Origin of the sequence: Acinetobacter sp. TR11 (assembly GCF_027105035.1) — a bacterium.
GTDB lineage: Bacteria > Pseudomonadota > Gammaproteobacteria > Pseudomonadales > Moraxellaceae > Acinetobacter.
The window spans coordinates 2,656,821-2,676,508 of sequence record NZ_CP114256.1; the positions used below are offsets into that span (position 1 = coordinate 2,656,821).

General features: G+C 38.8%; 30 protein-coding genes. 26 read left to right on the forward strand and 4 right to left on the reverse strand.

All coding sequences use genetic code 11. The features are described 5' to 3' along the window. Nucleotides 1-47: 47 nt before the first annotated feature. From O1450_RS12730 to O1450_RS12845, 25 genes are all read left to right on the forward strand, one after another. Complete coding sequence (locus tag O1450_RS12730) at nucleotides 48-1,085, forward strand: phage major capsid protein, P2 family (RefSeq protein ID WP_269228724.1); 1,038 nt, start codon at nucleotides 48-50, stop codon at nucleotides 1,083-1,085. After that, entirely contained in the window at nucleotides 1,085-1,996 is a 912-nt protein-coding gene (gene gpM, locus O1450_RS12735) for a phage terminase small subunit (RefSeq protein WP_269228725.1), read from the forward strand. Before O1450_RS12730 ends, gpM begins: the two co-directional genes overlap by 1 nt. Nucleotides 1,997-2,003: 7 nt before the next feature. Then, a complete protein-coding gene (locus O1450_RS12740) occupies nucleotides 2,004-2,414 on the forward strand; it encodes a head completion/stabilization protein (protein ID WP_269228726.1) in 411 nt (136 codons plus the stop codon). Then, on the forward strand, nucleotides 2,411-2,617 hold the full coding sequence (locus tag O1450_RS12745) for a tail protein X (RefSeq protein ID WP_269228727.1): 207 nt from the start codon (nucleotides 2,411-2,413) through the stop codon (nucleotides 2,615-2,617). The genes O1450_RS12740 and O1450_RS12745 overlap by 4 nt, the downstream gene beginning before the upstream one ends. A 14-nt stretch (nucleotides 2,618-2,631) precedes the next feature. Next, on the forward strand, nucleotides 2,632-2,967 hold the full coding sequence (locus O1450_RS12750) for a phage holin family protein (protein WP_269228728.1): 336 nt from the start codon (nucleotides 2,632-2,634) through the stop codon (nucleotides 2,965-2,967). Continuing rightward, a complete protein-coding gene (locus O1450_RS12755) occupies nucleotides 2,964-3,509 on the forward strand; it encodes a glycoside hydrolase family 108 protein (protein ID WP_269228729.1) in 546 nt (181 codons plus the stop codon). The genes O1450_RS12750 and O1450_RS12755 overlap by 4 nt, the downstream gene beginning before the upstream one ends. 11 nt (nucleotides 3,510-3,520) lie before the next feature. Beyond that, nucleotides 3,521-3,907, forward strand: coding sequence for a phage tail protein (locus O1450_RS12760; RefSeq protein WP_269228730.1), 387 nt, complete (start codon nucleotides 3,521-3,523; stop codon nucleotides 3,905-3,907). Then, nucleotides 3,904-4,341 (forward strand): phage virion morphogenesis protein, encoded by a 438-nt coding sequence (locus O1450_RS12765; protein WP_269228731.1) that lies wholly within the window; start codon nucleotides 3,904-3,906, stop codon nucleotides 4,339-4,341. The genes O1450_RS12760 and O1450_RS12765 overlap by 4 nt, the downstream gene beginning before the upstream one ends. Next, a complete protein-coding gene (locus tag O1450_RS16570) occupies nucleotides 4,341-4,547 on the forward strand; it encodes a Com family DNA-binding transcriptional regulator (protein ID WP_442865259.1) in 207 nt (68 codons plus the stop codon). The genes O1450_RS12765 and O1450_RS16570 overlap by 1 nt, the downstream gene beginning before the upstream one ends. Beyond that, nucleotides 4,498-5,334, forward strand: a complete 837-nt coding sequence (locus O1450_RS12770; RefSeq protein ID WP_269228732.1) for a DNA adenine methylase — start codon at nucleotides 4,498-4,500, stop codon at nucleotides 5,332-5,334. The genes O1450_RS16570 and O1450_RS12770 overlap by 50 nt, the downstream gene beginning before the upstream one ends. A gap of 92 nt (nucleotides 5,335-5,426) precedes the next feature. Beyond that, nucleotides 5,427-5,942, forward strand: a complete 516-nt coding sequence (locus O1450_RS12775) for a phage baseplate assembly protein V (protein ID WP_269228733.1) — start codon at nucleotides 5,427-5,429, stop codon at nucleotides 5,940-5,942. Further along, the gene (locus O1450_RS12780) at nucleotides 5,939-6,304 is read left to right on the forward strand and encodes a GPW/gp25 family protein (protein WP_269228734.1); all 366 of its coding nucleotides are present in this window, start codon (nucleotides 5,939-5,941) and stop codon (nucleotides 6,302-6,304) included. The genes O1450_RS12775 and O1450_RS12780 overlap by 4 nt, the downstream gene beginning before the upstream one ends. Next, on the forward strand, nucleotides 6,301-7,200 hold the full coding sequence (locus O1450_RS12785; protein ID WP_269228735.1) for a baseplate assembly protein: 900 nt from the start codon (nucleotides 6,301-6,303) through the stop codon (nucleotides 7,198-7,200). Before O1450_RS12780 ends, O1450_RS12785 begins: the two co-directional genes overlap by 4 nt. Continuing rightward, nucleotides 7,193-7,717, forward strand: coding sequence for a phage tail protein I (locus O1450_RS12790; RefSeq protein ID WP_269228736.1), 525 nt, complete (start codon nucleotides 7,193-7,195; stop codon nucleotides 7,715-7,717). Before O1450_RS12785 ends, O1450_RS12790 begins: the two co-directional genes overlap by 8 nt. A gap of 18 nt (nucleotides 7,718-7,735) precedes the next feature. Next, nucleotides 7,736-8,707 carry a hypothetical protein gene (locus O1450_RS12795; protein ID WP_269228737.1) on the forward strand — a complete coding sequence of 324 codons (972 nt, stop codon included), beginning with the start codon at nucleotides 7,736-7,738 and terminating at the stop codon, nucleotides 8,705-8,707. Further along, nucleotides 8,708-10,240 (forward strand): phage tail-collar fiber domain-containing protein, encoded by a 1,533-nt coding sequence (locus O1450_RS12800; RefSeq protein ID WP_269228738.1) that lies wholly within the window; start codon nucleotides 8,708-8,710, stop codon nucleotides 10,238-10,240. Nucleotides 10,241-10,269: 29 nt separating this feature from the next. Beyond that, nucleotides 10,270-10,899, forward strand: coding sequence for a hypothetical protein (locus tag O1450_RS12805; RefSeq protein ID WP_269228739.1), 630 nt, complete (start codon nucleotides 10,270-10,272; stop codon nucleotides 10,897-10,899). Nucleotides 10,900-10,907: 8 nt separating this feature from the next. Next, complete coding sequence (locus tag O1450_RS12810; protein ID WP_269228740.1) at nucleotides 10,908-11,948, forward strand: LamG-like jellyroll fold domain-containing protein; 1,041 nt, start codon at nucleotides 10,908-10,910, stop codon at nucleotides 11,946-11,948. Nucleotides 11,949-11,975: 27 nt separating this feature from the next. After that, a complete protein-coding gene (locus O1450_RS12815; protein WP_269228741.1) occupies nucleotides 11,976-12,620 on the forward strand; it encodes a phage tail sheath C-terminal domain-containing protein in 645 nt (214 codons plus the stop codon). Then, nucleotides 12,621-13,127: a phage major tail tube protein gene (locus O1450_RS12820; protein ID WP_269228742.1), complete on the forward strand. Its 507-nt coding sequence runs from the start codon at nucleotides 12,621-12,623 to the stop codon at nucleotides 13,125-13,127. It begins immediately after the preceding gene. 44 nt (nucleotides 13,128-13,171) lie between these two features. Then, entirely contained in the window at nucleotides 13,172-13,513 is a 342-nt protein-coding gene (locus O1450_RS12825) for a phage tail assembly protein (RefSeq protein WP_269228743.1), read from the forward strand. A 29-nt stretch (nucleotides 13,514-13,542) separates the two neighbouring features. Beyond that, a complete protein-coding gene (locus O1450_RS12830) occupies nucleotides 13,543-13,632 on the forward strand; it encodes a GpE family phage tail protein (protein WP_269228744.1) in 90 nt (29 codons plus the stop codon). Nucleotides 13,633-13,640: 8 nt separating this feature from the next. Next, nucleotides 13,641-16,316 (forward strand): phage tail tape measure protein, encoded by a 2,676-nt coding sequence (locus tag O1450_RS12835; protein ID WP_269228745.1) that lies wholly within the window; start codon nucleotides 13,641-13,643, stop codon nucleotides 16,314-16,316. A gap of 10 nt (nucleotides 16,317-16,326) precedes the next feature. Continuing rightward, the gene (locus O1450_RS12840; RefSeq protein ID WP_269228746.1) at nucleotides 16,327-16,713 is read left to right on the forward strand and encodes a phage tail protein; all 387 of its coding nucleotides are present in this window, start codon (nucleotides 16,327-16,329) and stop codon (nucleotides 16,711-16,713) included. Next, nucleotides 16,710-17,720, forward strand: a complete 1,011-nt coding sequence (locus O1450_RS12845; protein WP_269228747.1) for a contractile injection system protein, VgrG/Pvc8 family — start codon at nucleotides 16,710-16,712, stop codon at nucleotides 17,718-17,720. The genes O1450_RS12840 and O1450_RS12845 overlap by 4 nt, the downstream gene beginning before the upstream one ends. Here O1450_RS12845 and O1450_RS12850 read toward each other — a convergent pair. The 4 genes from O1450_RS12850 to O1450_RS12865 form a co-directional block, all read right to left on the reverse strand. Next, nucleotides 17,717-17,884, reverse strand: coding sequence for a hypothetical protein (locus O1450_RS12850; RefSeq protein ID WP_269228748.1), 168 nt, complete (start codon nucleotides 17,882-17,884; stop codon nucleotides 17,717-17,719). The two genes, O1450_RS12845 and O1450_RS12850, sit on opposite strands and share 4 nt — an antisense overlap. Before the next feature lie 58 nt (nucleotides 17,885-17,942). Beyond that, a complete protein-coding gene (locus tag O1450_RS12855; RefSeq protein ID WP_269228749.1) occupies nucleotides 17,943-18,122 on the reverse strand; it encodes a hypothetical protein in 180 nt (59 codons plus the stop codon). A 149-nt stretch (nucleotides 18,123-18,271) separates the two neighbouring features. Beyond that, nucleotides 18,272-18,565: a hypothetical protein gene (locus O1450_RS12860; RefSeq protein WP_269228750.1), complete on the reverse strand. Its 294-nt coding sequence runs from the start codon at nucleotides 18,563-18,565 to the stop codon at nucleotides 18,272-18,274. A gap of 150 nt (nucleotides 18,566-18,715) precedes the next feature. Next, entirely contained in the window at nucleotides 18,716-19,015 is a 300-nt protein-coding gene (locus tag O1450_RS12865; protein WP_269228751.1) for a hypothetical protein, read from the reverse strand. A 433-nt stretch (nucleotides 19,016-19,448) separates the two neighbouring features. Between O1450_RS12865 and O1450_RS12870 the strand changes: the two genes are divergently transcribed. Continuing rightward, a complete protein-coding gene (locus O1450_RS12870) occupies nucleotides 19,449-19,643 on the forward strand; it encodes a hypothetical protein (RefSeq protein ID WP_269228752.1) in 195 nt (64 codons plus the stop codon). The last annotated feature ends 45 nt before the right edge of the window (nucleotides 19,644-19,688 follow it).

Consider the following 19,688-nt stretch of genomic DNA (forward strand, 5'->3'; position numbering starts at 1 on the left):
GATGAAAATTAGTAACAAACGCAATGAAATAAAAGGACTTAATTAACATGGCACGAGTTGTATTAAACGCATTAACGAAAGCAATATTCACTCAATATCAAAATGATATTGCTGGTTTAAATGGCGTTCCGAATGTTCGTGAAAATTTCACGGTTATCCCTGCTGTTGAACAACGCATCATTGCAGCTTATCAAGAAAGCGATGACTTCCTTCGTCAAATCAATATTTATCCAGTCGATAATCAAGCTGGTGAAAAAATTGGAATGGGCGTTGGTACAACCATTGCAAGCACAACCGATACTCGAACAGGACCTCGACGTCCAATTTCTGTTGGTGAAACAAAACATCTAGATTCTTATTTGTGTACGCAAACGAACTATGATGTTGCGTATAAATGGTCACTACTAAATGCATGGCGCCACCGTCCCGAATTTAAAAAGAATCTTGCTGTAATGGTCACAAATGCGATTGCTCTAGACAAGATTACTATCGGCTTTAATGGTATTTATCGAGCAGCCAATTCAGATCGTGAAGCTTTTCCACTCTTACAGGATGTAAAACGTGGTTGGTTGCAACGCATCCGTGAAGTTGCTCCTGAACAAGTTTATTCAGGTATCACGCCAGATGGGAATGGTGGTCATAAAATTACTGTCGGTCCAAATGGTGAATACAAGACATTAGATGGCTTAGTTGAAACTGCCATTCAAACGTTTATTGCACCTCAATATCGTCGACGCAAAGATTTAGTCGCGATTACTGGTAGTGGTGTTATTGCTGAGAAATACTTACCTCTTCTCGATCGCACACAAGATCCTACAGAACAAATTGCTGCACGTACAATTTACGCAAATCAAATTTTGGGTACCTTGCAACCAGTTTTACCACCGCAATTTCCTGAAAATACCATCTTTATCACAACATTAAAGAATTTATCTATTTACCTCCAATCAGGAACATTGGTGCGTAGCATTGTTGTAGAACCAGCTTGGGATCGTGATGTCGACTATCAATCGATTAATGAAGATTATGTCGTTGAAGATTACGACCTCTGCGTATTGTTAGAAAATATTGAGGTACAAGCCTAATGGGTCGTGATATTGGTTTGAATATGCGCCAACACCGTGAAAAACAATTGGTGTTGAAAGCTCAGCGAGAACGTGAAGCTCAACGTCCTTCACATCTTTTTAAAAAATCTCAACAGCAAATTGCCGTGGATCTCGCTTCAGGTTCTGATCAAACTGTTGAATCACTTGTTCAGCAGAATACGGATGGCTCTGTTTCAATTATTGAACAGAATATTGAACTTCGATTGCAAAGCTATTTAGATCAACTTAGCAATATTCGTGCTGTTGATAAAAAAGTGGAATTCAAGAAGCTGTGGCTTCCTGAATTTCAGGGTTTTATTGATGCTTCACTGGCTCAATCACCAGCCGAGCAAAATACTGCATTGATGTATTTAATGGCATGGGCTATTGATACTGACAATTTCAAACTAGCACTTCAAATTGGTCAGCATGGAATTTTGAATGGCATGGTTATGCCTGAAAAATTCAAACGCACCGTCGCTGAAGTACTTGCAGAAAATGTCGCTGAAGCTTGCATTAAAGATGTAGAGCTTGGCGTAGAAAATGCATCAGTTCTAGAATCCATTACTGAGCTGGTTCGTGGTGAAGATATTGTAAATGAAGCACATGCCAAAATTTACAAAGCATTTGGTCTAGCCATTTCAGAATCTCGACCAGCCGAAGCTTTAGAAGCATTTAAAAATGCATTACGTTTGCATGACAAATCAGGTGTTAAGAAAAATATCGAACAACTGGAGCGTCTACTTAAACGTAATACAACCGAGTCGTCCCACGACAAACCGAGCGACTCACAGGACGTAACAACAACTTCGGTTGATGCGACGACTCCTGTGTCCACCGCTCCCAATGTTATGGATACGCATTCAACAGATGGTTCATCATCTGATAGCTCACCAACTTCAAGCGAATAGGTGAACTATGCTGCTCAATAATTCATTGTCTGAAACCGTAGTTCAAAACCCACGTGAAGGCTATCCAAGCATTAGTGTGACTGAACTACTCAGCGAAGTACGTCTAGATGCATCAAAAGGCAATGAATTATTAGCTTCAAACATCGAAGCTGCAATGGACACGGTCAATAACCAATTAATCGGTAAACATTACCTCGTTGCACCTTTAACTGTAGACCAAACACGATTTTATAAACGTGCTGTTTGTAATGAAGCTGCTGCTGTGATCGCTGAAGATAATAAAGACTTTGATACAAGTTCTACAGGTCAAATACGTGGCGAAAATGGTCTGGATAAGGTAACGAGTCTTCGTCGCAATGTGAATTATGCGATTGCTGATTTGACAAATCGCAAACGTAACCGAGTGAGATTGCTATGACACGGATCGTCAAAGCAATGCAGAACGACACACTTGATACTGTTGCATATCGTGAATATGGCGATAAATCTGCACTCTATTTACCTGAAATCATGGAACTCAATCCACGTTTACACCATGTAATTTTAGCAACCCATCAACAAGTCTTATTGCCCGACTATATCAAGGCAGCAACGAACGAAACCCTAAAACTTTGGGACTAGATAAAGGAATATCTATGCCGTGGAAAAACCAAACATTTTTTGAGTGGTTGTATACCATTCTCATGAGTTACTGGTGGATCTTTGCCAGCTTTATTTTGACTGTACTTATCGCAGTTTTTCGTACAGCAAAAAAATATGGAAAGGTCGATTGGCTGGAAGCCATTATTTGTGGACTTCTGACGATTGCGATTTCAAGCAGTTTATCCTGGATAAATTTGCCCAATGAAGTTGGCATTTTTTTAGGCGGTGTCATCGGATTTAAAGGCACAAAATGGGTCGATCAGAAGTTTTCTGAAAAATATGATCAGACTTTTGGATCAAATTATCAAAATGACAAGGATGAGTCATGAATATAGATAAGCTTCTCGCAGATTTGATTGATCGTGAAGGTGGTTATGTCAATAATCCAGCAGATCGTGGTGGTGCTACAAAATACGGTATTACAGAATCAGTCGCTCGTTCATTCGGCTATAAAGGATCTATGCAAGATTTACCACGTACTCTTGCTGAACAGATCTATAAAAAAATTTATTGGCTCAATCCACGATTTGATCAAATCAATAATATTTCACCAGAAGTGGCTGAAGAATTGTTAGATACAGGTGTAAATTGTGGCGTTGGCTTTGCAAAGCCATTGTTACAACGTGCGCTCAATCTTTTAAATAATCAAGGTAAAGGCGGATGGGCTGATTTGACCATTGATGGAATTTATGGTGAAGCGACTCTGGCTGCATTACGCACCTACTTAAATAAACGTGGTACAGAAGGTACAGCTACGATCTGCAAAGTTCTGAATATTTTGCAAGGTAACCGCTACATTGAAATCTGTGAACGCAATCCATCCCAAGAACAATTCTTTTTCGGTTGGATTGCCAATCGTGTAGTCATTTAAGGATATGACGCATGAAAAAACTAGCCGAGCTAAAAAGTTATATTACAGACAAACAGCCTATTTTGACTGACGATAAAATACATATTTTTATTATCAACGGCAGCTATGTTGGTGGCTATTTAAACTATACAGCTCGGCTATTATTTCTTGATTGTCGTATAGATCCAATTCTCATACTTGCCTTAATTAAAAACTGGCTCAGAGAAAACAATCGACACCTTGATACAACCCAAATAAATGAAATTGAACTAAGTTTCAGCAGCGAAGTTATTGATACAAACACATTCGATCTTGAAATTGACTTTCCGCAAAGAGAGAAATTAAACGTAACACCAGAAACATATTCAATATGCCCAACACCTGTTTGGGATGATCAGCATGGATTTGTGGAAAAATGAATTTTTCAGCCTTAAACCATTGGTTAGATAGTCTTGCATTATCCCTCAGCTCAACAGAAATGCGAATGCTGATGCGAGTCATAGCACAAGGCTTACGAACACGTATGCGTGACCGTATAAAACAACAACAAAATCCAGATGGTACAAAATTCATTCCTCGTAAACGTGATCAGATCGGGAATATCCGCAGAACTGGAGCTATGTTCCAGCGAATCAATGCATATATAAAAACAGATTATTCAAAAGATCATGCAGCAGTTGGTTTTGCACACCGTACTGCCAAGATTGCACGAATCCACCAGTACGCACTCACTCGACGACCATCACCGATTGCAAAACCTGTAGCTTACGCAAAACGAGAACTTGTTGGTTTCAGTGATGATGACGTGAGCTGGATCAAAACCACTATCCTTGATTTTATGAGTAAAAAATAATGCGAGATTTTAGATGCACATGCGGAAGACTACTCGCACAAGTTGAAGATAAACCTATAACAATTATTATTAAATGCCCTCGATGTAAGGTGCTAAATCACTGGAACGCCTCGAGCGTCAGGTCAGACAGCCAAGAGCTGCAAACGGAGACAGTAAATGTCAGCAGCAAAGGTAAACAACCAGAACGAAAGCAATGTCACTTATAACCCATCTGGACGCTCATTCAGTGGCTGGCTTGGCGGTAAATCACAATTGGCTCGTACCATTATCGAACTTATGCCCGAACATCGATATTATTGCGAAGTTTTCGCTGGAGCAGCGTGGGTATTATTTAAGAAGACACCGAGTTACGGTGAAACTATTAATGATATTAATGGCGATCTAATCAACTTATACCGTGTTTTCAAATATCATCCCGATGCTTTGGTGAAAGAATTTGAAACGCAATTGATTTGTCGAGATGAGTTTTTACGTGCAAGATCTGAAGAATCGAAATCACTGACTGACATTCAACGAGCAGCTCGCTTTTATTATTTATTGCGAACCTGTTATGGTGCACGTATTCATAACCCAAGTTTTAGCTCCCATACGATCAGACCAGGTAATCTAAAACTTGGAGAAGATCTTCGAGAGTTTTTACAAACGATTCATCAGCGTTTGCAACGAGTTACGATCGAAAATCTATCATATGATCATTTGATCTTACAAAAAGATCATAAAGACATGCTGTTTTATTTAGATCCACCCTATTATCAGTGTGAAAAATATTATGGTAATGACATTTTCAGTCGTGATGATTTCATCAAACTTCGTGACATTTTAAAGAACATTGAAGGAAAATTTATTCTCAGCTTGAATGATGTACCTCAGGTCAGAGAAATTTTTGCAGACTTTTATTTCATTGAAAAGAAAATCCGCTGGTCTGTAAATGCGACTTCAACAAATGAGCAATTGGGTAATGAACTGATCATTACCAACTTTGCACCTAAGTAGTCCGAATACGTTCTATTCGGACTTTGGACATTAGAAATATTTTTTCAAAAAGCCCATGATCATTTTCATGGGTTTTTTTTTGATTTTTGAATATGTCAGATTCCGAAAATGCACGTTTGCTAAACAATGTAGCGAGTACAGGGACTGTTCTCGAAGTTGATGCTGCAAATAAAAAAATGCGTTTAGAGATAGGCGAAAATCAAACGGACTGGGTGAAAATTCCTGCGCTTGCTTGGGGTGCTCTGAAAATTTGGAGATGCCCATCTAAGGGCGAGCAGTTTGCCATTATTTCCGAGTCAGGAAATTTAGGAAATGCAGTTCCCATTATTGCAATTCCAACTGATTACGATGGCATATCTGGTACTGAAGATGAAATTATTGTGGACTTCCCTGCTGGTTCACTTTTGATTGATCAACAGACTGGGGAAGCAACATTCAAACTAAAAAAACTCACTTTCGATGTTGAAGAAGTTGAATTTACAGGCAAGGTACGTGCTCAGGATGAGATTAGCTCTGACAAGGATGTCAAAGCTGGCAGTATCAGTTTGAAAAATCACAAAACATCGGGAATTCGTAGTGGTAACGAAGTTAGTGGAGTACCACAATGATAGGGATGTCACGCACGACAGGGCGCAGCATCGATGATGCTACGCCCTACCTTTTACACATCAGACAATCAATTCAAGACATTTTGACCACACTCGTCGGCACAAGGATTTGCAGACGAAATTACGGCTCAATCGTTCCAGACTTAATTGATCAGCCCTGTAATGAAGCAACAAAGGTTCGTTTGTTTAGTGCAACGGCTACAGCTTTGATTCGATTTGAACCAAGAGTAAAAATTTCTAAAATTCAAATTATAAAGTTTGAAGATGTGGGTATTTGGGAACTCGAACTCGTCGGCACAACAACATTTAATCAGCGTGTCATTAACTATGTTGATCGCTTTGAATTGAGAGCAGCTGCATGAGCAATATTACTCGCGTCGATTTATCAAATTTGCCATACCCGAATGTATTGCAAGCTTTGGATTTTGAAGCCGAACTTGCGTTATGCAAAGCTGACTTTTTAGAACGTTATCCAGCAATGGCTGAAACGATCAATCTTGAAAGTGAACCAGTGGTGAAGCTGCTTGAAACGTTCGCATATCGTATTTTACTGAAAACACATGAAATTAATTCAAAAGCAAAAGCACTTACACTTGCTTATGCGGTTGGTTCTGATTTGGATCATTTGGCTGCTAATCGCGATGTCTATCGTCTACTTATACAGCCAGCAAATTCAAATGTTGTACCTCCCACCGAAGCTATTTATGAATCAGATGATGCGCTTCGTCGTCGTGTGCAATTAGCACCAGAACGAGCTGCTGCTGGATCAACAGGCGCATATCAATACTGGGCCCTTTCTGCGGATGGTGATGTAAGAGATATCAGCTTAATTACAAACAATGCTGGTCAAGTCGAAGTTTGGGTACAAAGTCATTCATCTGTAATTGCACCGCAAGCCTTGTTAAATCAAGTTGATGCTGCATTAGATCCAGAAACAAAACGACCAGCAACAGATGAAGTTTTAGTAAAAGCATCTGAGCCATTCGACTTCAGTATCAATGCGACACTCGTTTTATTTTCGGGTCCAGACTCTGCTGTTGTACTAGCTGAGTCAAATAAGCAGCTCAATAAATATCTAGAGCAAGTCAGCTATAACGGCTTCGATGTGACACGCAGCGGAATTTATGGGGCACTACATCAAGCTGGTGTTCAACGAGTAATTTTAGACTCCCCTCTTCAGGATATTGTCATTCCAAATAGCCGTTATGGGCGTTGTGTAAGTCGAAATATCCAAGCAGCGGAGTTTAGAGATGTCTAGCTTACTGCCACCGAATTCGACCAAGCTTGAAAAAAGCCTTGAATACAGTTCTGCTCGAGTTGAAACATTAGCTGTTCCATTTATTGAGCTAAATCGCTTCAGCGATTGCCCAGAATCACATTTGCCGTGGCTTGCATGGGAACACAGAGTCGAGTATTGGCAGCCAAACTGGACAGAACAACAAAAGCGAAAAGCCATTCAAGATGCAAAGATTTTTAATGCGCAGCGTGGCACAAGAGCATCGTTAAAAGCATTAATCAATACTGTCATTTCTGATTATGAAATTGTTGCTTGGCATCAACAAACACCAAAAGGACAGCCATATACATTCGTCATTAATGTTTCTGAAACCACGATCATAAGTATCGATCAACTTGCCCAGCTCCATACAGCAGTCGACTCAACTAAGTCGCAGCGCGATCTTTATGGTGTCAATGCAAATGTAAAAACAACAGGCAATTTCATCATCGCTGGTGCAGTTATAACTGGCGAACAAGTTTTATTAACAAGTCAATAATTAATAAGGAATATTAATATGACAGCAATGCAATCTCTAATTGATCAATTTGCAAATACTGAAGAAAAAATTGTTCAAATTGGATCATTTCAACCGCACACACTTGTGTGTGTACATCACAATCCAACGGATCTCGTTCTAAGCAATGAACATGATCATACGATCGCATCTGCAACAGTTGTATTACTCAATGATGGGCTTGAGCGAAGTGGTCTGAAGTTCAAACCAAATATTAGTAATATTTCACAAGAACATAATTCATTAAAATTGATTCTTGCTTCAACGATTAATCAAAGTATTTCTATTGAATACTCAAATTACCCAGCGAAGTTGGTGAATCTTGAAGCCAATAAACCAGTGATCATGAATATTGGTTCGATTTTTGGTATTCCAATGCTTGAGAGTACTACTAATTTTTTTGATTTAGCCGTTGATGGTAATCAACCAAGTAACGGCTGGACACTGACAAATGCAACGCTCAACGATGGCGTACTCACTTACACAGGCGGTTTGATTGAACAGCCAAACCAAACCCCTGTTGAATCCATTCCATCACTATTTGTATCTCGTACATTAAATATCGGTGAAACAGTTTCGATCGACATTAATCTGGCTTTAGTTGGTTTAACTCGACTTATGCTTTGTGCTGACTATGGTCAACGAGTCGGAAGTTGGAGTGACGATAGTGCAACTATTTTTCATTTTCAAAATAATGATAGCGTTATTTTATTTAGTGGTCGCTCATTAGGTGCTCAAACTAGTATCACAACTTTAGGTACAGGCTATACAGCTTCAATCACCAAAGTTTCTGCATCTGTCGTCAATTTAAGCATTATCAAAGAAGGTCAAATCGTATTAACACAAGATGCTGATTTTTCTAGTTATGGTTATGAAGGTCAATTTTCGCGGATTTGGCTTGAAATTGCCTTTGCTGATACAACGACCCAATTCAATGCTCAATTAGATGTTAAAGCACAAGGTATGCAATAAATGGCAGCCGTATATTATGTAACACCTACAGATTACGGCTTATCGCTCATCGCTGAAGCCCATGCGACTGAAAGCATTACGCTTTCAGGTTTCGTCATGGGCGATGCCAATGGCTCACCTTATGACCCTATTTCAAACAAAAGCCGAACAGCTCTAATTAACCAGCGAGCAGCAGTAGCTATTCAAAGTGTTCAAAGAGTCGGTACTAAAGTTGAAGTACGTGTGCTTGTTGGCAATAACGTTGGTGGTTTTAATGTTCATGAAATTGGTTTAACTGACTCAACAGGCAAGCTTGTCTATATTGGAAATTATCATGGTGGTTATAAACCACAATTAGCTGAAGGAGCAGCTGGTGAGATTCAGTACATTATTGTTATTCAACCAGACCAGGGCAGCCAAGTTTTAGTTCAAGCAATAAATCCAGTATCGGCTAGTCAGAGCTGGGTACTTGAGCAAATCACACTACATACCTCAGCAGCAGATCCACATCCGCAATATGCAACTGATATCGTGCTTGATGAATCTATAAATTATTTATTGGGTTTACTCTTACAGCATGCAACTGCTGCCAACCCACATCCTCAATACCTTTTAGCATCAACTTTTGGCGTAGACCTCCCCATGTCAGCCAGTGCAAACACGGCTATTGATGATAAAAATTGTGTTTTTGGTTGGAATGGTGAATCAGGCGCCAACTCGATGTTTAACAAAAGCATACGTTGGTGGAACGTGCATGACGAAACGGCAACCTTTAAACCCTTTAGAGCTTATGGATATTTCCTCCTAGCAATTTATTGTCAACCTGAGGGTGATGGTTATTTAGAGTTACGCATCTTCGATAAAAATGACGTAATGATCGCTGAGACTTTGATTTGGGAACGTCATGACACTAGTTTCGCTGAATATGTAAAACACATTTTTTATTTGCGTAAAGGAGACTATGCACAAGTCCGCATTCACGGTAAACCGTGGAATGATAGTTATGCCGAATATCGTGGTTCAGTTTATGTTGATGATCGTGTGAAAACCTTTAGCCCTGTCGGATATCAGTCTTCTGTTAATGCAGCCAATTCATCAGAGAATGGTTCTGTCTCAACAGAAACACCAATTGATTATTCTACTTTCCCAGCTTCTGAGTGGTCATACTTAAATGGTGACACCGCGCTTTATATCGCACTCAACTCGGATACAACCTTTGCTACACCTGAAAATCACGTCCCACATTACCATCGTGCTTTGTTTGCTGATCATCCTAACACTGAGCTTTGGATTGCGATTGAAGTCGGTAAACAGACGATTGAAACGCCAAGTGATTATGTGGTTTCAACGTCTTCAGTCGTGCGAGGTGATATTGATGCGACAGGCAATATCGTTACTCAAATTCCTTTCTCGATGCGAACCATCGAAGCAGCGAGTAACGAAACCATTATTTATCAAGTCGCTTACTATTTATCGGCAGTAACCAAAACGCATGGCTCTCCGTTTCCCGCTGGAAGCATCGATGGCATACACAAAATTTATGTTAAGCGATAATTTTTAACTGTTAGTTCAAAGGATTGAATATGACATTTCATCACGGTGTAACAGGAAATGAACCAAGTTCAGGACTTGTATATGTAAAAGAGACTGCGACTGCAGTCATCGGTTTAGTCGCATTTGCAGATGATGCAGATCCAGACTTTTTCCCAGCGAATACACCAGTTCGTCTCGGTAATATGAATGCTGGAATTGCAAAAGCTGGATATGAGGGGAATTTACGTCGAACTCTTGAGACTTTTCAAGCGATCGTCAATACAACTGTTGTCGTTGTTCGTATTCCAGATCCATTCACAATTGATGGCGATGAAATCTCATTAGATGATAGTAAAGTTATTGGCAGCACACTGCCTTCAGGTCAACGTACAGGCATTCAAGCACTTTTAACAGCGAAGTCTATTCTTGGCATTACGCCAAAAATTAACATTGCTCCAGATGTCGAAACGCCAGATGTAGTTCAAGCATTAATTTCAGTGAATAAAAAGTTGCGTGGCTTTAGCTATGTAACCCCACGTGATGCAAATGGAAACATTCTTGCAACGAAGGAAGCAGCTGTAGCTTATCGTGACTCTTTGGGTGAACGTGAATTAATGATTCTTTACCCTGAACTAATTAGTGGCAATGTATTGCTTGGAGTTGAAGACTCGGGGGAGTAATTCCCCCCATGGCTATAAGCTGTGAGGGGGCAACAAACGTAATGAATTTTAGTTACATCGCAGGTAACTGGAACATTTTTGTTGATGATATGGAGATACCTGTAGCGACTGGGAGTATTGGTCCTGCTTTAAGTCAAGTTTTGACCCAATACGGCAGCAAGCTAACTGGTGACTATGATGGGGTCATGACTATTCAGAATATTGATAATATTCCTCATCGAATAAAATTGGTTCCTGTTTCTGCTACAAGTTTTACTGCAAATACTGAAGAGAACCCAACATTCCTAGAACATAATGATGGAAGCTTAACATTCTGTTTAGCTTCAATTGATCAGGATCTATATACACCAGCAGTTCTTGCATTAAATCCTGTCGCTTATTACTTGATGGATGAAACTGAAGGTTCAGTTCTTAATGATTCTTCAGGTTCAGTTCTTAATGGAGAGATTCAAAAAACATCATTAATCAACTATCGAGGCGACATTTTAAGAAAAGGTTCAAAAGGTGGATTAGGTTTTAATCTAAGTTCAGCATCAGGAACAGCTCAATGCTATGTAAGTGATACAGTTGCAGGCGATACCTTTCGAAAATTAGCTGGTAATGGTAAGTCTTGTACAATCGCATTTTGGTGTAAACCAATAAGTGCAAAGCAATATAACTGGCTAGTTACATACGTATTAAACTCAACAATGGGTTACAACAACTTTAGATTGATCGCGTACGGAAATGACCCACTACTAGCGCACTCACCAGAAAGTGAGAATCAAACTTTTTCCGAAAATTTTGGACAAATGGTTGGAAAATCTAATTTTATTGTTTGGCGGAAAAATGCTGATGAAAACACATACTCGCTAACAGTTAATGGTGTGGTGAATACAGTTCATGGTGAATCATCGCCAGAACAAGTTGGTGAAGGTTTCTTTTTCCCAATGTCAAATGACTATAGCAGCTATGGATTGCGTGGTTATATGTCTGATATGTCAGTTTTCGACTATGCACTAACAGATGCACAAATCGCTAACTTGTACTCAAATGGAATGATCATTTAGATCTAATTAGTAACAAGGAGAAGGCTTATGCCTGAAGTTACACCAAAGCCAATTTATGGAGATGGCATCCTAAATGCTGCTGCTGTAGCAGCTGCAACCCGTGCCCATCTTGATAAAACAATCGGTTGGCATAAATCAATTTCAAACGTTGTTCTTATCGGCCCAACTGGTATTAGCCAAGTTGTCACATGGGATTTAGAAGATCCAGATACAGATGCTGGATATCTAAATAGTCATGAAATCACGACGATGATCCAACATAACGGTATCCGCTTCTGGGGCAACCGTACTCCTTCAGCAGACCCAAATTTTGCTTTTGAAGTTTTCGTTCGTACAGCTCAAGTGATTAAAGATAGCATCATCGAAGCATGCTTCCCTTTTATTGATCAAGTGCTTACACCATTTTTGGCAAAAGACATCATCGATTCAATCGATGCATTCTTACGTCGACTCTCAACAGGTAAAGAACGTCGTTTAATGGGCGGATCTGTTTGGTTCGATCCATCATTAAACCCTACTGAAAGTTTAATGAACGGAATGCTGTGCATTGACTATGACTACACGCCGATTCCACCTTTGGAGAACTTAAAATTGAATCAACGTATTACAGGCCGTTTTATGATTGATTTCAGTAAATTAATCACTGGTTCGGGCATTGAGGAGGCTGCATAAATGCTACCACGTACGCTTTATAACTTTAACGTCTTTACAAATTCAGTATCTTGGGCTGGTATTGCTTCAGAAGTAACACTGCCAAAAATTACAAAGAAAACTGAAGACCACCGTGCTGCTGGCATGATCGGTGATGTTGCCTTAACACTAGGCTATGAAAAAATGGAATGTGAAATCACATACGCTGGTTTCGATCCACTTCAGTATAGCCAACTGGGGATTTGTGGTGCTTCAGATCTGCCGATTCGATTTGTTGGTATCTACGAACGACAAGATACGTGCACAAAACAAAATGTAGAGATTTACATGCGAGGAAATGCGCATGAGTTTGATCCAGGCAATACCAAAAATGGCGAAAAAACTGAACATAAAATTAAATATGGAGTCAGCTATTATCGTCTCGAAGTCGATGGTCAAGTTACTTGTGAACTCGATTTCATCAATGGCATTGAACGATTTGGCGATAATGACTTAGGTCAACAACTCAAAAACTTACTTGGCTTGTAATCACAAGCCAACTTTTACTTTATTTTTTTTCTAAGGATAGAAAAATGGAAAAGACAAAAACTCAAATCGAAAACGCACGAGCGATCGAAAACCCAAATCATCGTTCAGTAACACTAGATCAACCGATTGACCGTGCTGGCACAATCATCACATCTGTTTCAATCATTAAACCGCTATCTGGAACGCTGCGAGGTCTAAGCCTTCAATCTGTATTGCAATGGGATGTGGACACTCTATTTAAACTTTTACCACGTATCACCCACCCATCACTAAATGAAACCGAGCTTAACAATCTCGAAGTGTCTGACTTAACAGCACTCACACTGGAAGTGACAAATTTTTTGCTGAGTGCAAAACAAAAATCCCAACTTCCGTCGACGATGTAATCGCCGATTTAGCAGTAACGTTTTATTGGATGCCTGTTCCTGTAGATCAACTTGACCTTCAGGAACTAATGCAATGGCATGAACGTGCAAGGATTCGCACACAAGCCGAGCAAGACTAAGGATAGTCATGAGCCAACTTAATTTAAGTGCTGTATTACAAATTGTGGATGAAGCTACACGTCCACTAAAGCAAATACAAAACCAATCAGAACTCAATAACGATAGTATTGAAAAGTTGACTCATACTATCAAGCAACTCAATCAAACGATGAGCTCTGGTCGGAACAATCAATACAACAATTCACTGCGACAACAACGCAGTGAATTTCAGCTTGTTAAAACAGCAGCCACACTTGTTAATAATGAATATCAGCGTATAACCAGAACGTTGGCTACACTCCACCAGAAAACACAACAGGTCAACAATAGTTTAAAAGAACATCGTGCAACTCTACGCCAAGATGCAAAAAGTATGGCAATTGGTGCAATTGGTGCTGGATATGCAGCTTCTATTCCATTAAAAGCCTTTGCAGATGCCGAAGATGCATCTATGAAGCTCAAAGTCTCTATGATGGATACCAGTGGGCAAGTTGCATCCGAGTTCAAACAAATTAATGAACTCGCAACTAAACTCGGATCACGATTACCAGGCACTAATGCCGATTTCCAATTGATGATGGCAACGCTAGTCCAACAAGGTATTAGCTTTAAATCAATTCTGGGAGGGACTGGAGAAGCAGCTGGTAATTTAGCAGTACTTCTCAAAATGCCATTCGATCAAGCAGCCGAATTTGCAGCAAAAATGCAAGATGCAACACAAACTGCCGAAAAAGACATGCTCAGTTTAATGGATACAATCCAGCGCACATCATACTTAGGTGTCGATCCAAGCAATATGTTAGGTGGTTTTGCTAAGTTAGGAGCTGGCATGAAAACCATCAAGCAACTTGGTTTAGAGGGTGCAAATGCAATGGCACCGCTTTTAGTCATGGCAGATCAAAGTGGTATGTCAGATTTAAGTAGTGCTGGAAATGCCCTTAGTAAAACATTCAAAGCCATGCTTGATCAGGGAAAAATCGACAAAGCACTCGCTGGCACAAAACTAAAAATGGATTTTAGTGATGGCAAAGGTGAATTTGGCGGTCTCGACAAAATGTTCAAAGAGTTGGAGAAATTAAAGAATTTCTCAACCCAAGACAGACTACCGATCATCTCTGATATTTTTGGTAATGATGCAGAAAATATCCAAATTCTGAACTTGTTGATTGACAAAGGACAGGCTGGTTATAACGACACTATTGCAAAGATGAAACGTCAGGCTAACTTGCAGACTCGTATCAATGCACAGTTAAGTACACTGACAAATCTATGGGATCAAGCCAAAGGTGCTGGCACAAATGCAATGGTATCTATTGTTGAAGCCATCGCTCCAGACATCAAAGAAGTGGTCAATCGTATTAGTGAAATTGCAGAAAAAGTTAGCACATGGGCTAAAGCAAATCCTGAATTAATCAGGCAGATTGCCAACATTATCAAAAAGCTAATTATTCTAAAATTAGCAACAATGGGAATAAGCTACACATTCAGTTTAATGTTTAGTGGAATATTTGCAATCATTCTAGGCATCACCAAACTGGGTGTTGCATTCTTTGTGTTGAATGCAATTGCAGATAAATTTGGTGTGAAATTACCAACAAAGTTCAGAGCTTACTGGACAGCAATCAAATACCTAACACGTCATATTTTTATTTTAATTCGCAGTGCATTTCCATTACTTGGTGTTGCAATTCGATTACTCGTCATGTCGCTTTTAACAAATCCATTCACACTTTGGATTGCTGGACTAGCGATTGTAATACGTCTGATCTATCAATTTAGACAGCCTATTGGTGCATTCATCACAGGTTTTGTACAAGGCTTTCAAGATGGTTTTGCAACAACGCAGCAAATCATTTCTGATTTTTGGGAGACTTTGAAAGCAAAATTTACTCCATTGCAAACACTTGTAAACTGGCTCAGTGAAGCATTTACAACATTCAAAGGTGTCATCAATGAAATTCTAACACCGATGCAAGCAACAAATGAGCAGCTTAATAACGCAAACAACTACGGTCATACAATGGGGATGTGGCTCAGCATCGTTGTTGCAGCATTAATTGCAATGAAAACAGCACTCACAGCCGTTGCAGCAGTACAAAGCATCTTGGTCTTTTTAAATGCTCTAAGAATCGTTTTTATTGGCAATGCTATCGCAGCATGGGCTTTTGTCGCACCATTTGCGCCGATTCTACTTGCGATTGGATTGCTTGCCGTTGCAGCATTCCTAATCATTAAAAATTGGCAACCAATCTCTGCTTTCTTTCAGAACTTGTGGGCAGGAATCAAAGAACGGTTTACTGGTGCAATTGATGCAATCAAATCAAAACTACAAGAATGGGGAACAGCTTTTAGTAATTTCTTCACATCAAAAATTCAAGCTGCGATTGAGAAGATCAATCTGTTGATCGGACTGGCAAACAAAATACCTGGTATCAATATTCCACAAATTTCGAATATTAATACCACAAATACAAGTAATGCTGGAACAACACAGACTAAGCCTTTAAAAGCACAAGTCATTCCACCGCTAAAAGCTGCTGGAGCTGCTGCTGCACCTGTAACTAACCATTTTGCAGCACCCAATATCACCATCACAGGCGTAACAGATCCGAAGCAAGTCGGACAAATCGTTGAGCAAAAACTGAAACTACAACAAAGTGCTCAAGCAGCTGCTCAACGACGAACATTCAGTGATAGAACGTAAGGACTAAAAAATGTTAATGGCATTAGGACAATTCCTGTTTACGACTGACGTTCTCAGCTTTGATGCACTACAACGTCAACGCCAATGGAAATATGCAAGCAATCAAGTCGCTAGAGGACGAGATGCTGTGCAATTTATGGGTGTGGGTGATGACGTTGTCACGCTGAAAGGAAAAATCTATGAAGAACACGGCTTTGGTAAACGACAAAGCATTGATGAATTGGCAGCGATGGCAGATCAAGGTCATGGTTATGTTTTGATAGATGGCAGCGGTTATATTTATGGTGTCTACAAAATTGATTCTATTGACGAAGACAAAGACACCTTTATCGATGTCGGTGTTTCCCGAAAAATTGACTTCAGTATCAAACTAACACATACGGATGATCAACCATGAGAACACCAATCTGCATACTAACAGCCAACGACAAGCCATTAAATGCACTTATTACAGCTCGAATCATATCTGTCAAAGTCACAGATAATCGTGCGGATGAAGCAGATCAGTTAGAAATATCACTCGATGACAGTGATGGCGCATTAGACTTTCCAAAACGAGGGGTAAAAATCAACTGTAAATTCGGGTGGCGTGGACATTCCATGCATGACAAAGGCGATTTTATTGTTGATGAATGTGGCTGGGGTGGGCCTGCTGATACACTGACTATTCGAGCTTCAGCAGCAAATTTTAAAAGCAACATCAAGACTGAAAAAAGCAAATCATTTCATCAAAAAAAATTAGGTGAAATTGCAAAAAGTATTGCTAGTGCAAATAATCTCAAACTCAATATAAATAATGAGCTTGCAAAAATTAACATTCAGCACATTGATCAAACCAATGAATCAGACTTGAACTTTCTCAGACGTTTGGCACAACAAAATGGTGCTGAAATGACAGTTAAGAAGGGACAACTACTTATATTCAAAGCAGGTTCAGGACTAACCGCTTCAGGAAAGAAACTTCCCAGCATCACAATCACTAAAAATGATGGTGATCAATATGATTACAGTGAGGAAGATAGAGATAGCGACTATACAGGCGTTTCAGCACGTTATACAGATCATGGAAAAGCAACAAAAAAACGAGTCACTTCAGGAAATCCAGAAGTGAAAGGCGGTGGTGATGATGCAAATACAAAGACAAAAGTATTAAAAGGAACATTTGCATCGAAAGATGAAGCACAGCGAGCAGCTGACGCAGAAATGTCAAAGAAACAACGCCAGAAAGCAAAATTTACTTTCAATACAGCATACGGTATTCCAGAAGTTTCAACTGAAACCCCTGTTACTTTACTTGGTTTCAAAAAACAGATAGATCAGCTTAAATGGATCGTTTCTAAAGCAACACATGATTACAGCTCAAGTGGATTCAAAACTGACCTTGAACTTGAAGCCAGCGTTTAAGTTTTAGCTTTGCTTTGCTCAAGCTTATCAGCATCAATAATTAGTTGGTTGATGGTCTCACTAGGTCGACCAGATTGCCCCATCAATCGTATGAGAGCTGCTCTAGATTCATCGCTAAGATAGACTTGAATACGTTTATTTAAAATCACTTTTTCATCTTTCATAAAACTCTCCAGTACGGAACGCAAAAAACCCACTTCCGTGGGTTATTTCTAAATTAATCTATTGGTCTAAAAACTGAATAATCTTGATTAGCTCATTATTAACATGTGTAAAACAAATTTCGTGAGCTTTACAGTGATGCTCGCATTCTTCAATTTCACTAACTAATTTTTTAATATCTTCTAGTTTATCATTAATACGTTTAACTTGATTTTTAACAATAATAGTTGATTCTGACATCTTAAATCTCCTACGCATCTAGGCGTTTTTGGTTGATTTACAAGGCTTTGCATTATTGCTTACCGTGAACACATATTCGCTCTGTACGTGAACAAAAGCAAGTTCTATTTAAAATAAATGATAATAAAAAACCCCTTTCGGGGTTTTATTTAATACTCTTTATTATTTCTAAAATACTCATCAGCCACTTTAACTAATTTTTTAATTTCACTATTCTGATAGCCTGAATTCATGTTTTGAACTTCTCTTAATATACTTTGCAAAGCACAAACTCCTTCTTTCGCTTCTCTACAATCAATATCTGTTGCAATTACGGCATCTTCAAACAAGTTATTTAACTCTGGAATAATATTTTTTGATTCATCGTTAAGTTTTTTAAACTTATCTCTGATCTCCATTAAATTATCTAACTGATCATAAATTTTTTCTAAGTTATTTAACATCTTAAATCTCCTACGCATCTAGGCGTTTTTGGTTGATTTTCAAAGGCTTGCACTATTGCTTACCGTGAACACATATTCGCTCCATTCAAGATTGAAAGCAAGCTCTATTTAAAATAAATGATAATAAAAAACCCCTTTCGGGGTTTTATTTTATATATCTATTATATCATTTAATGTTTCCTTATCTCGCTCAACTTGCTTAATAAGATCATTCCATTCTGAATAATATGTGTTATCTCCTAAATCTAATAATCTATCTAAGATACTTACAGCATTTTCTACTTCAACTCGTTTCTCTTTAATCATTCGTTTAAATGCGTGCTGAGCTTCATCTAAAAATGATATTGAGCCTACAAGCTCCTCAGTTATATCATCAGATATATCATTTAAATCACTTAAAGCTGAGTCAATTTCGTTTTTGATTTCGATTAATTCACGTAATACTGACATTCTAAAATTCCCTACGCATCTAGGCGTTTTTGGTTAATTTTCAAAGGTTTGCGTTATTGCTTACCGTGAACACATATTCGCTCTGTGTGCGAACGAAAGCAAGCGAATTATTATATTTTTCTATAAAAAAATTAATAAAAAAAGCCCATATAAATATGAGCTTTTTTCAAAATAAATCTTGCATTTTATTATAGGTGCACCTATAATATGATTATCAAGTGAGGTACTTGATAGACAACCTAGCAGTCTTAGATGCTAGTAACTCTTGGAGAGATGAGATGGGAACTTTAGTAAAAATCATCATCATCATCCTCTTAGTGTTGATCAGCAGATCAGCTAACTAAGAGAACGGGTTAGGTAGTTACAGCTACCTAGCCTCTCCAAGTTAAATCAATTTTAGAACATTATTTGGTACGAAGCAACAGAGGTATATATGGCTAAAACTCCTACGCAATTACAGAAAGAAAGTGATACAAAACGAGGTCTAAAACCCAAAGGCTACAAACTCAAGGAGACACTTATTGATGATATAAGTAAGTATTCAAAAGAGTTTGATATGTCACAAGGTGACTTAATTGAAGCAGCTATAAAGCTTTATGTAGAACATAGAAAAGGGAATCATAACTGATTCCCTTTTTTGTTAAGTAATTGTTTTATATCATTAGCTCATTAT

Bases quoted from the DNA above. Each gene is read 5' to 3' on its own strand.
- O1450_RS12820 (WP_269228742.1), top strand. From the start codon at position 12,621: ATGCTACCACGTACGCTTTATAACTTTAACGTCTTTACAAATTCAGTA.
- O1450_RS12850 (WP_269228748.1), bottom strand. From the start codon at position 17,884: ATGAAAGATGAAAAAGTGATTTTAAATAAACGTATTCAAGTCTATCTT.
- O1450_RS12755 (WP_269228729.1), top strand. From the start codon at position 2,964: ATGAATATAGATAAGCTTCTCGCAGATTTGATTGATCGTGAAGGTGGT.
- O1450_RS12800 (WP_269228738.1), top strand. From the start codon at position 8,708: ATGGCAGCCGTATATTATGTAACACCTACAGATTACGGCTTATCGCTC.
- O1450_RS12740 (WP_269228726.1), top strand. From the start codon at position 2,004: ATGCTGCTCAATAATTCATTGTCTGAAACCGTAGTTCAAAACCCACGT.
- O1450_RS12765 (WP_269228731.1), top strand. From the start codon at position 3,904: ATGAATTTTTCAGCCTTAAACCATTGGTTAGATAGTCTTGCATTATCC.
- O1450_RS12865 (WP_269228751.1), bottom strand. From the start codon at position 19,015: ATGTCAGTATTACGTGAATTAATCGAAATCAAAAACGAAATTGACTCA.
- O1450_RS12750 (WP_269228728.1), top strand. From the start codon at position 2,632: ATGCCGTGGAAAAACCAAACATTTTTTGAGTGGTTGTATACCATTCTC.
- O1450_RS12775 (WP_269228733.1), top strand. From the start codon at position 5,427: ATGTCAGATTCCGAAAATGCACGTTTGCTAAACAATGTAGCGAGTACA.
- O1450_RS12870 (WP_269228752.1), top strand. From the start codon at position 19,449: ATGGCTAAAACTCCTACGCAATTACAGAAAGAAAGTGATACAAAACGA.
- O1450_RS12860 (WP_269228750.1), bottom strand. From the start codon at position 18,565: ATGTTAAATAACTTAGAAAAAATTTATGATCAGTTAGATAATTTAATG.
- gpM (WP_269228725.1), top strand. From the start codon at position 1,085: ATGGGTCGTGATATTGGTTTGAATATGCGCCAACACCGTGAAAAACAA.
- O1450_RS12730 (WP_269228724.1), top strand. From the start codon at position 48: ATGGCACGAGTTGTATTAAACGCATTAACGAAAGCAATATTCACTCAA.
- O1450_RS12770 (WP_269228732.1), top strand. From the start codon at position 4,498: ATGTCAGCAGCAAAGGTAAACAACCAGAACGAAAGCAATGTCACTTAT.
- O1450_RS16570 (WP_442865259.1), top strand. From the start codon at position 4,341: ATGCGAGATTTTAGATGCACATGCGGAAGACTACTCGCACAAGTTGAA.
- O1450_RS12840 (WP_269228746.1), top strand. From the start codon at position 16,327: ATGTTAATGGCATTAGGACAATTCCTGTTTACGACTGACGTTCTCAGC.
- O1450_RS12790 (WP_269228736.1), top strand. From the start codon at position 7,193: ATGTCTAGCTTACTGCCACCGAATTCGACCAAGCTTGAAAAAAGCCTT.
- O1450_RS12795 (WP_269228737.1), top strand. From the start codon at position 7,736: ATGACAGCAATGCAATCTCTAATTGATCAATTTGCAAATACTGAAGAA.
- O1450_RS12835 (WP_269228745.1), top strand. From the start codon at position 13,641: ATGAGCCAACTTAATTTAAGTGCTGTATTACAAATTGTGGATGAAGCT.
- O1450_RS12810 (WP_269228740.1), top strand. From the start codon at position 10,908: ATGGCTATAAGCTGTGAGGGGGCAACAAACGTAATGAATTTTAGTTAC.
- O1450_RS12760 (WP_269228730.1), top strand. From the start codon at position 3,521: ATGAAAAAACTAGCCGAGCTAAAAAGTTATATTACAGACAAACAGCCT.
- O1450_RS12855 (WP_269228749.1), bottom strand. From the start codon at position 18,122: ATGTCAGAATCAACTATTATTGTTAAAAATCAAGTTAAACGTATTAAT.
- O1450_RS12815 (WP_269228741.1), top strand. From the start codon at position 11,976: ATGCCTGAAGTTACACCAAAGCCAATTTATGGAGATGGCATCCTAAAT.
- O1450_RS12785 (WP_269228735.1), top strand. From the start codon at position 6,301: ATGAGCAATATTACTCGCGTCGATTTATCAAATTTGCCATACCCGAAT.
- O1450_RS12830 (WP_269228744.1), top strand. From the start codon at position 13,543: ATGCCTGTTCCTGTAGATCAACTTGACCTTCAGGAACTAATGCAATGG.
- O1450_RS12805 (WP_269228739.1), top strand. From the start codon at position 10,270: ATGACATTTCATCACGGTGTAACAGGAAATGAACCAAGTTCAGGACTT.
- O1450_RS12825 (WP_269228743.1), top strand. From the start codon at position 13,172: ATGGAAAAGACAAAAACTCAAATCGAAAACGCACGAGCGATCGAAAAC.
- O1450_RS12745 (WP_269228727.1), top strand. From the start codon at position 2,411: ATGACACGGATCGTCAAAGCAATGCAGAACGACACACTTGATACTGTT.
- O1450_RS12780 (WP_269228734.1), top strand. From the start codon at position 5,939: ATGATAGGGATGTCACGCACGACAGGGCGCAGCATCGATGATGCTACG.
- O1450_RS12845 (WP_269228747.1), top strand. From the start codon at position 16,710: ATGAGAACACCAATCTGCATACTAACAGCCAACGACAAGCCATTAAAT.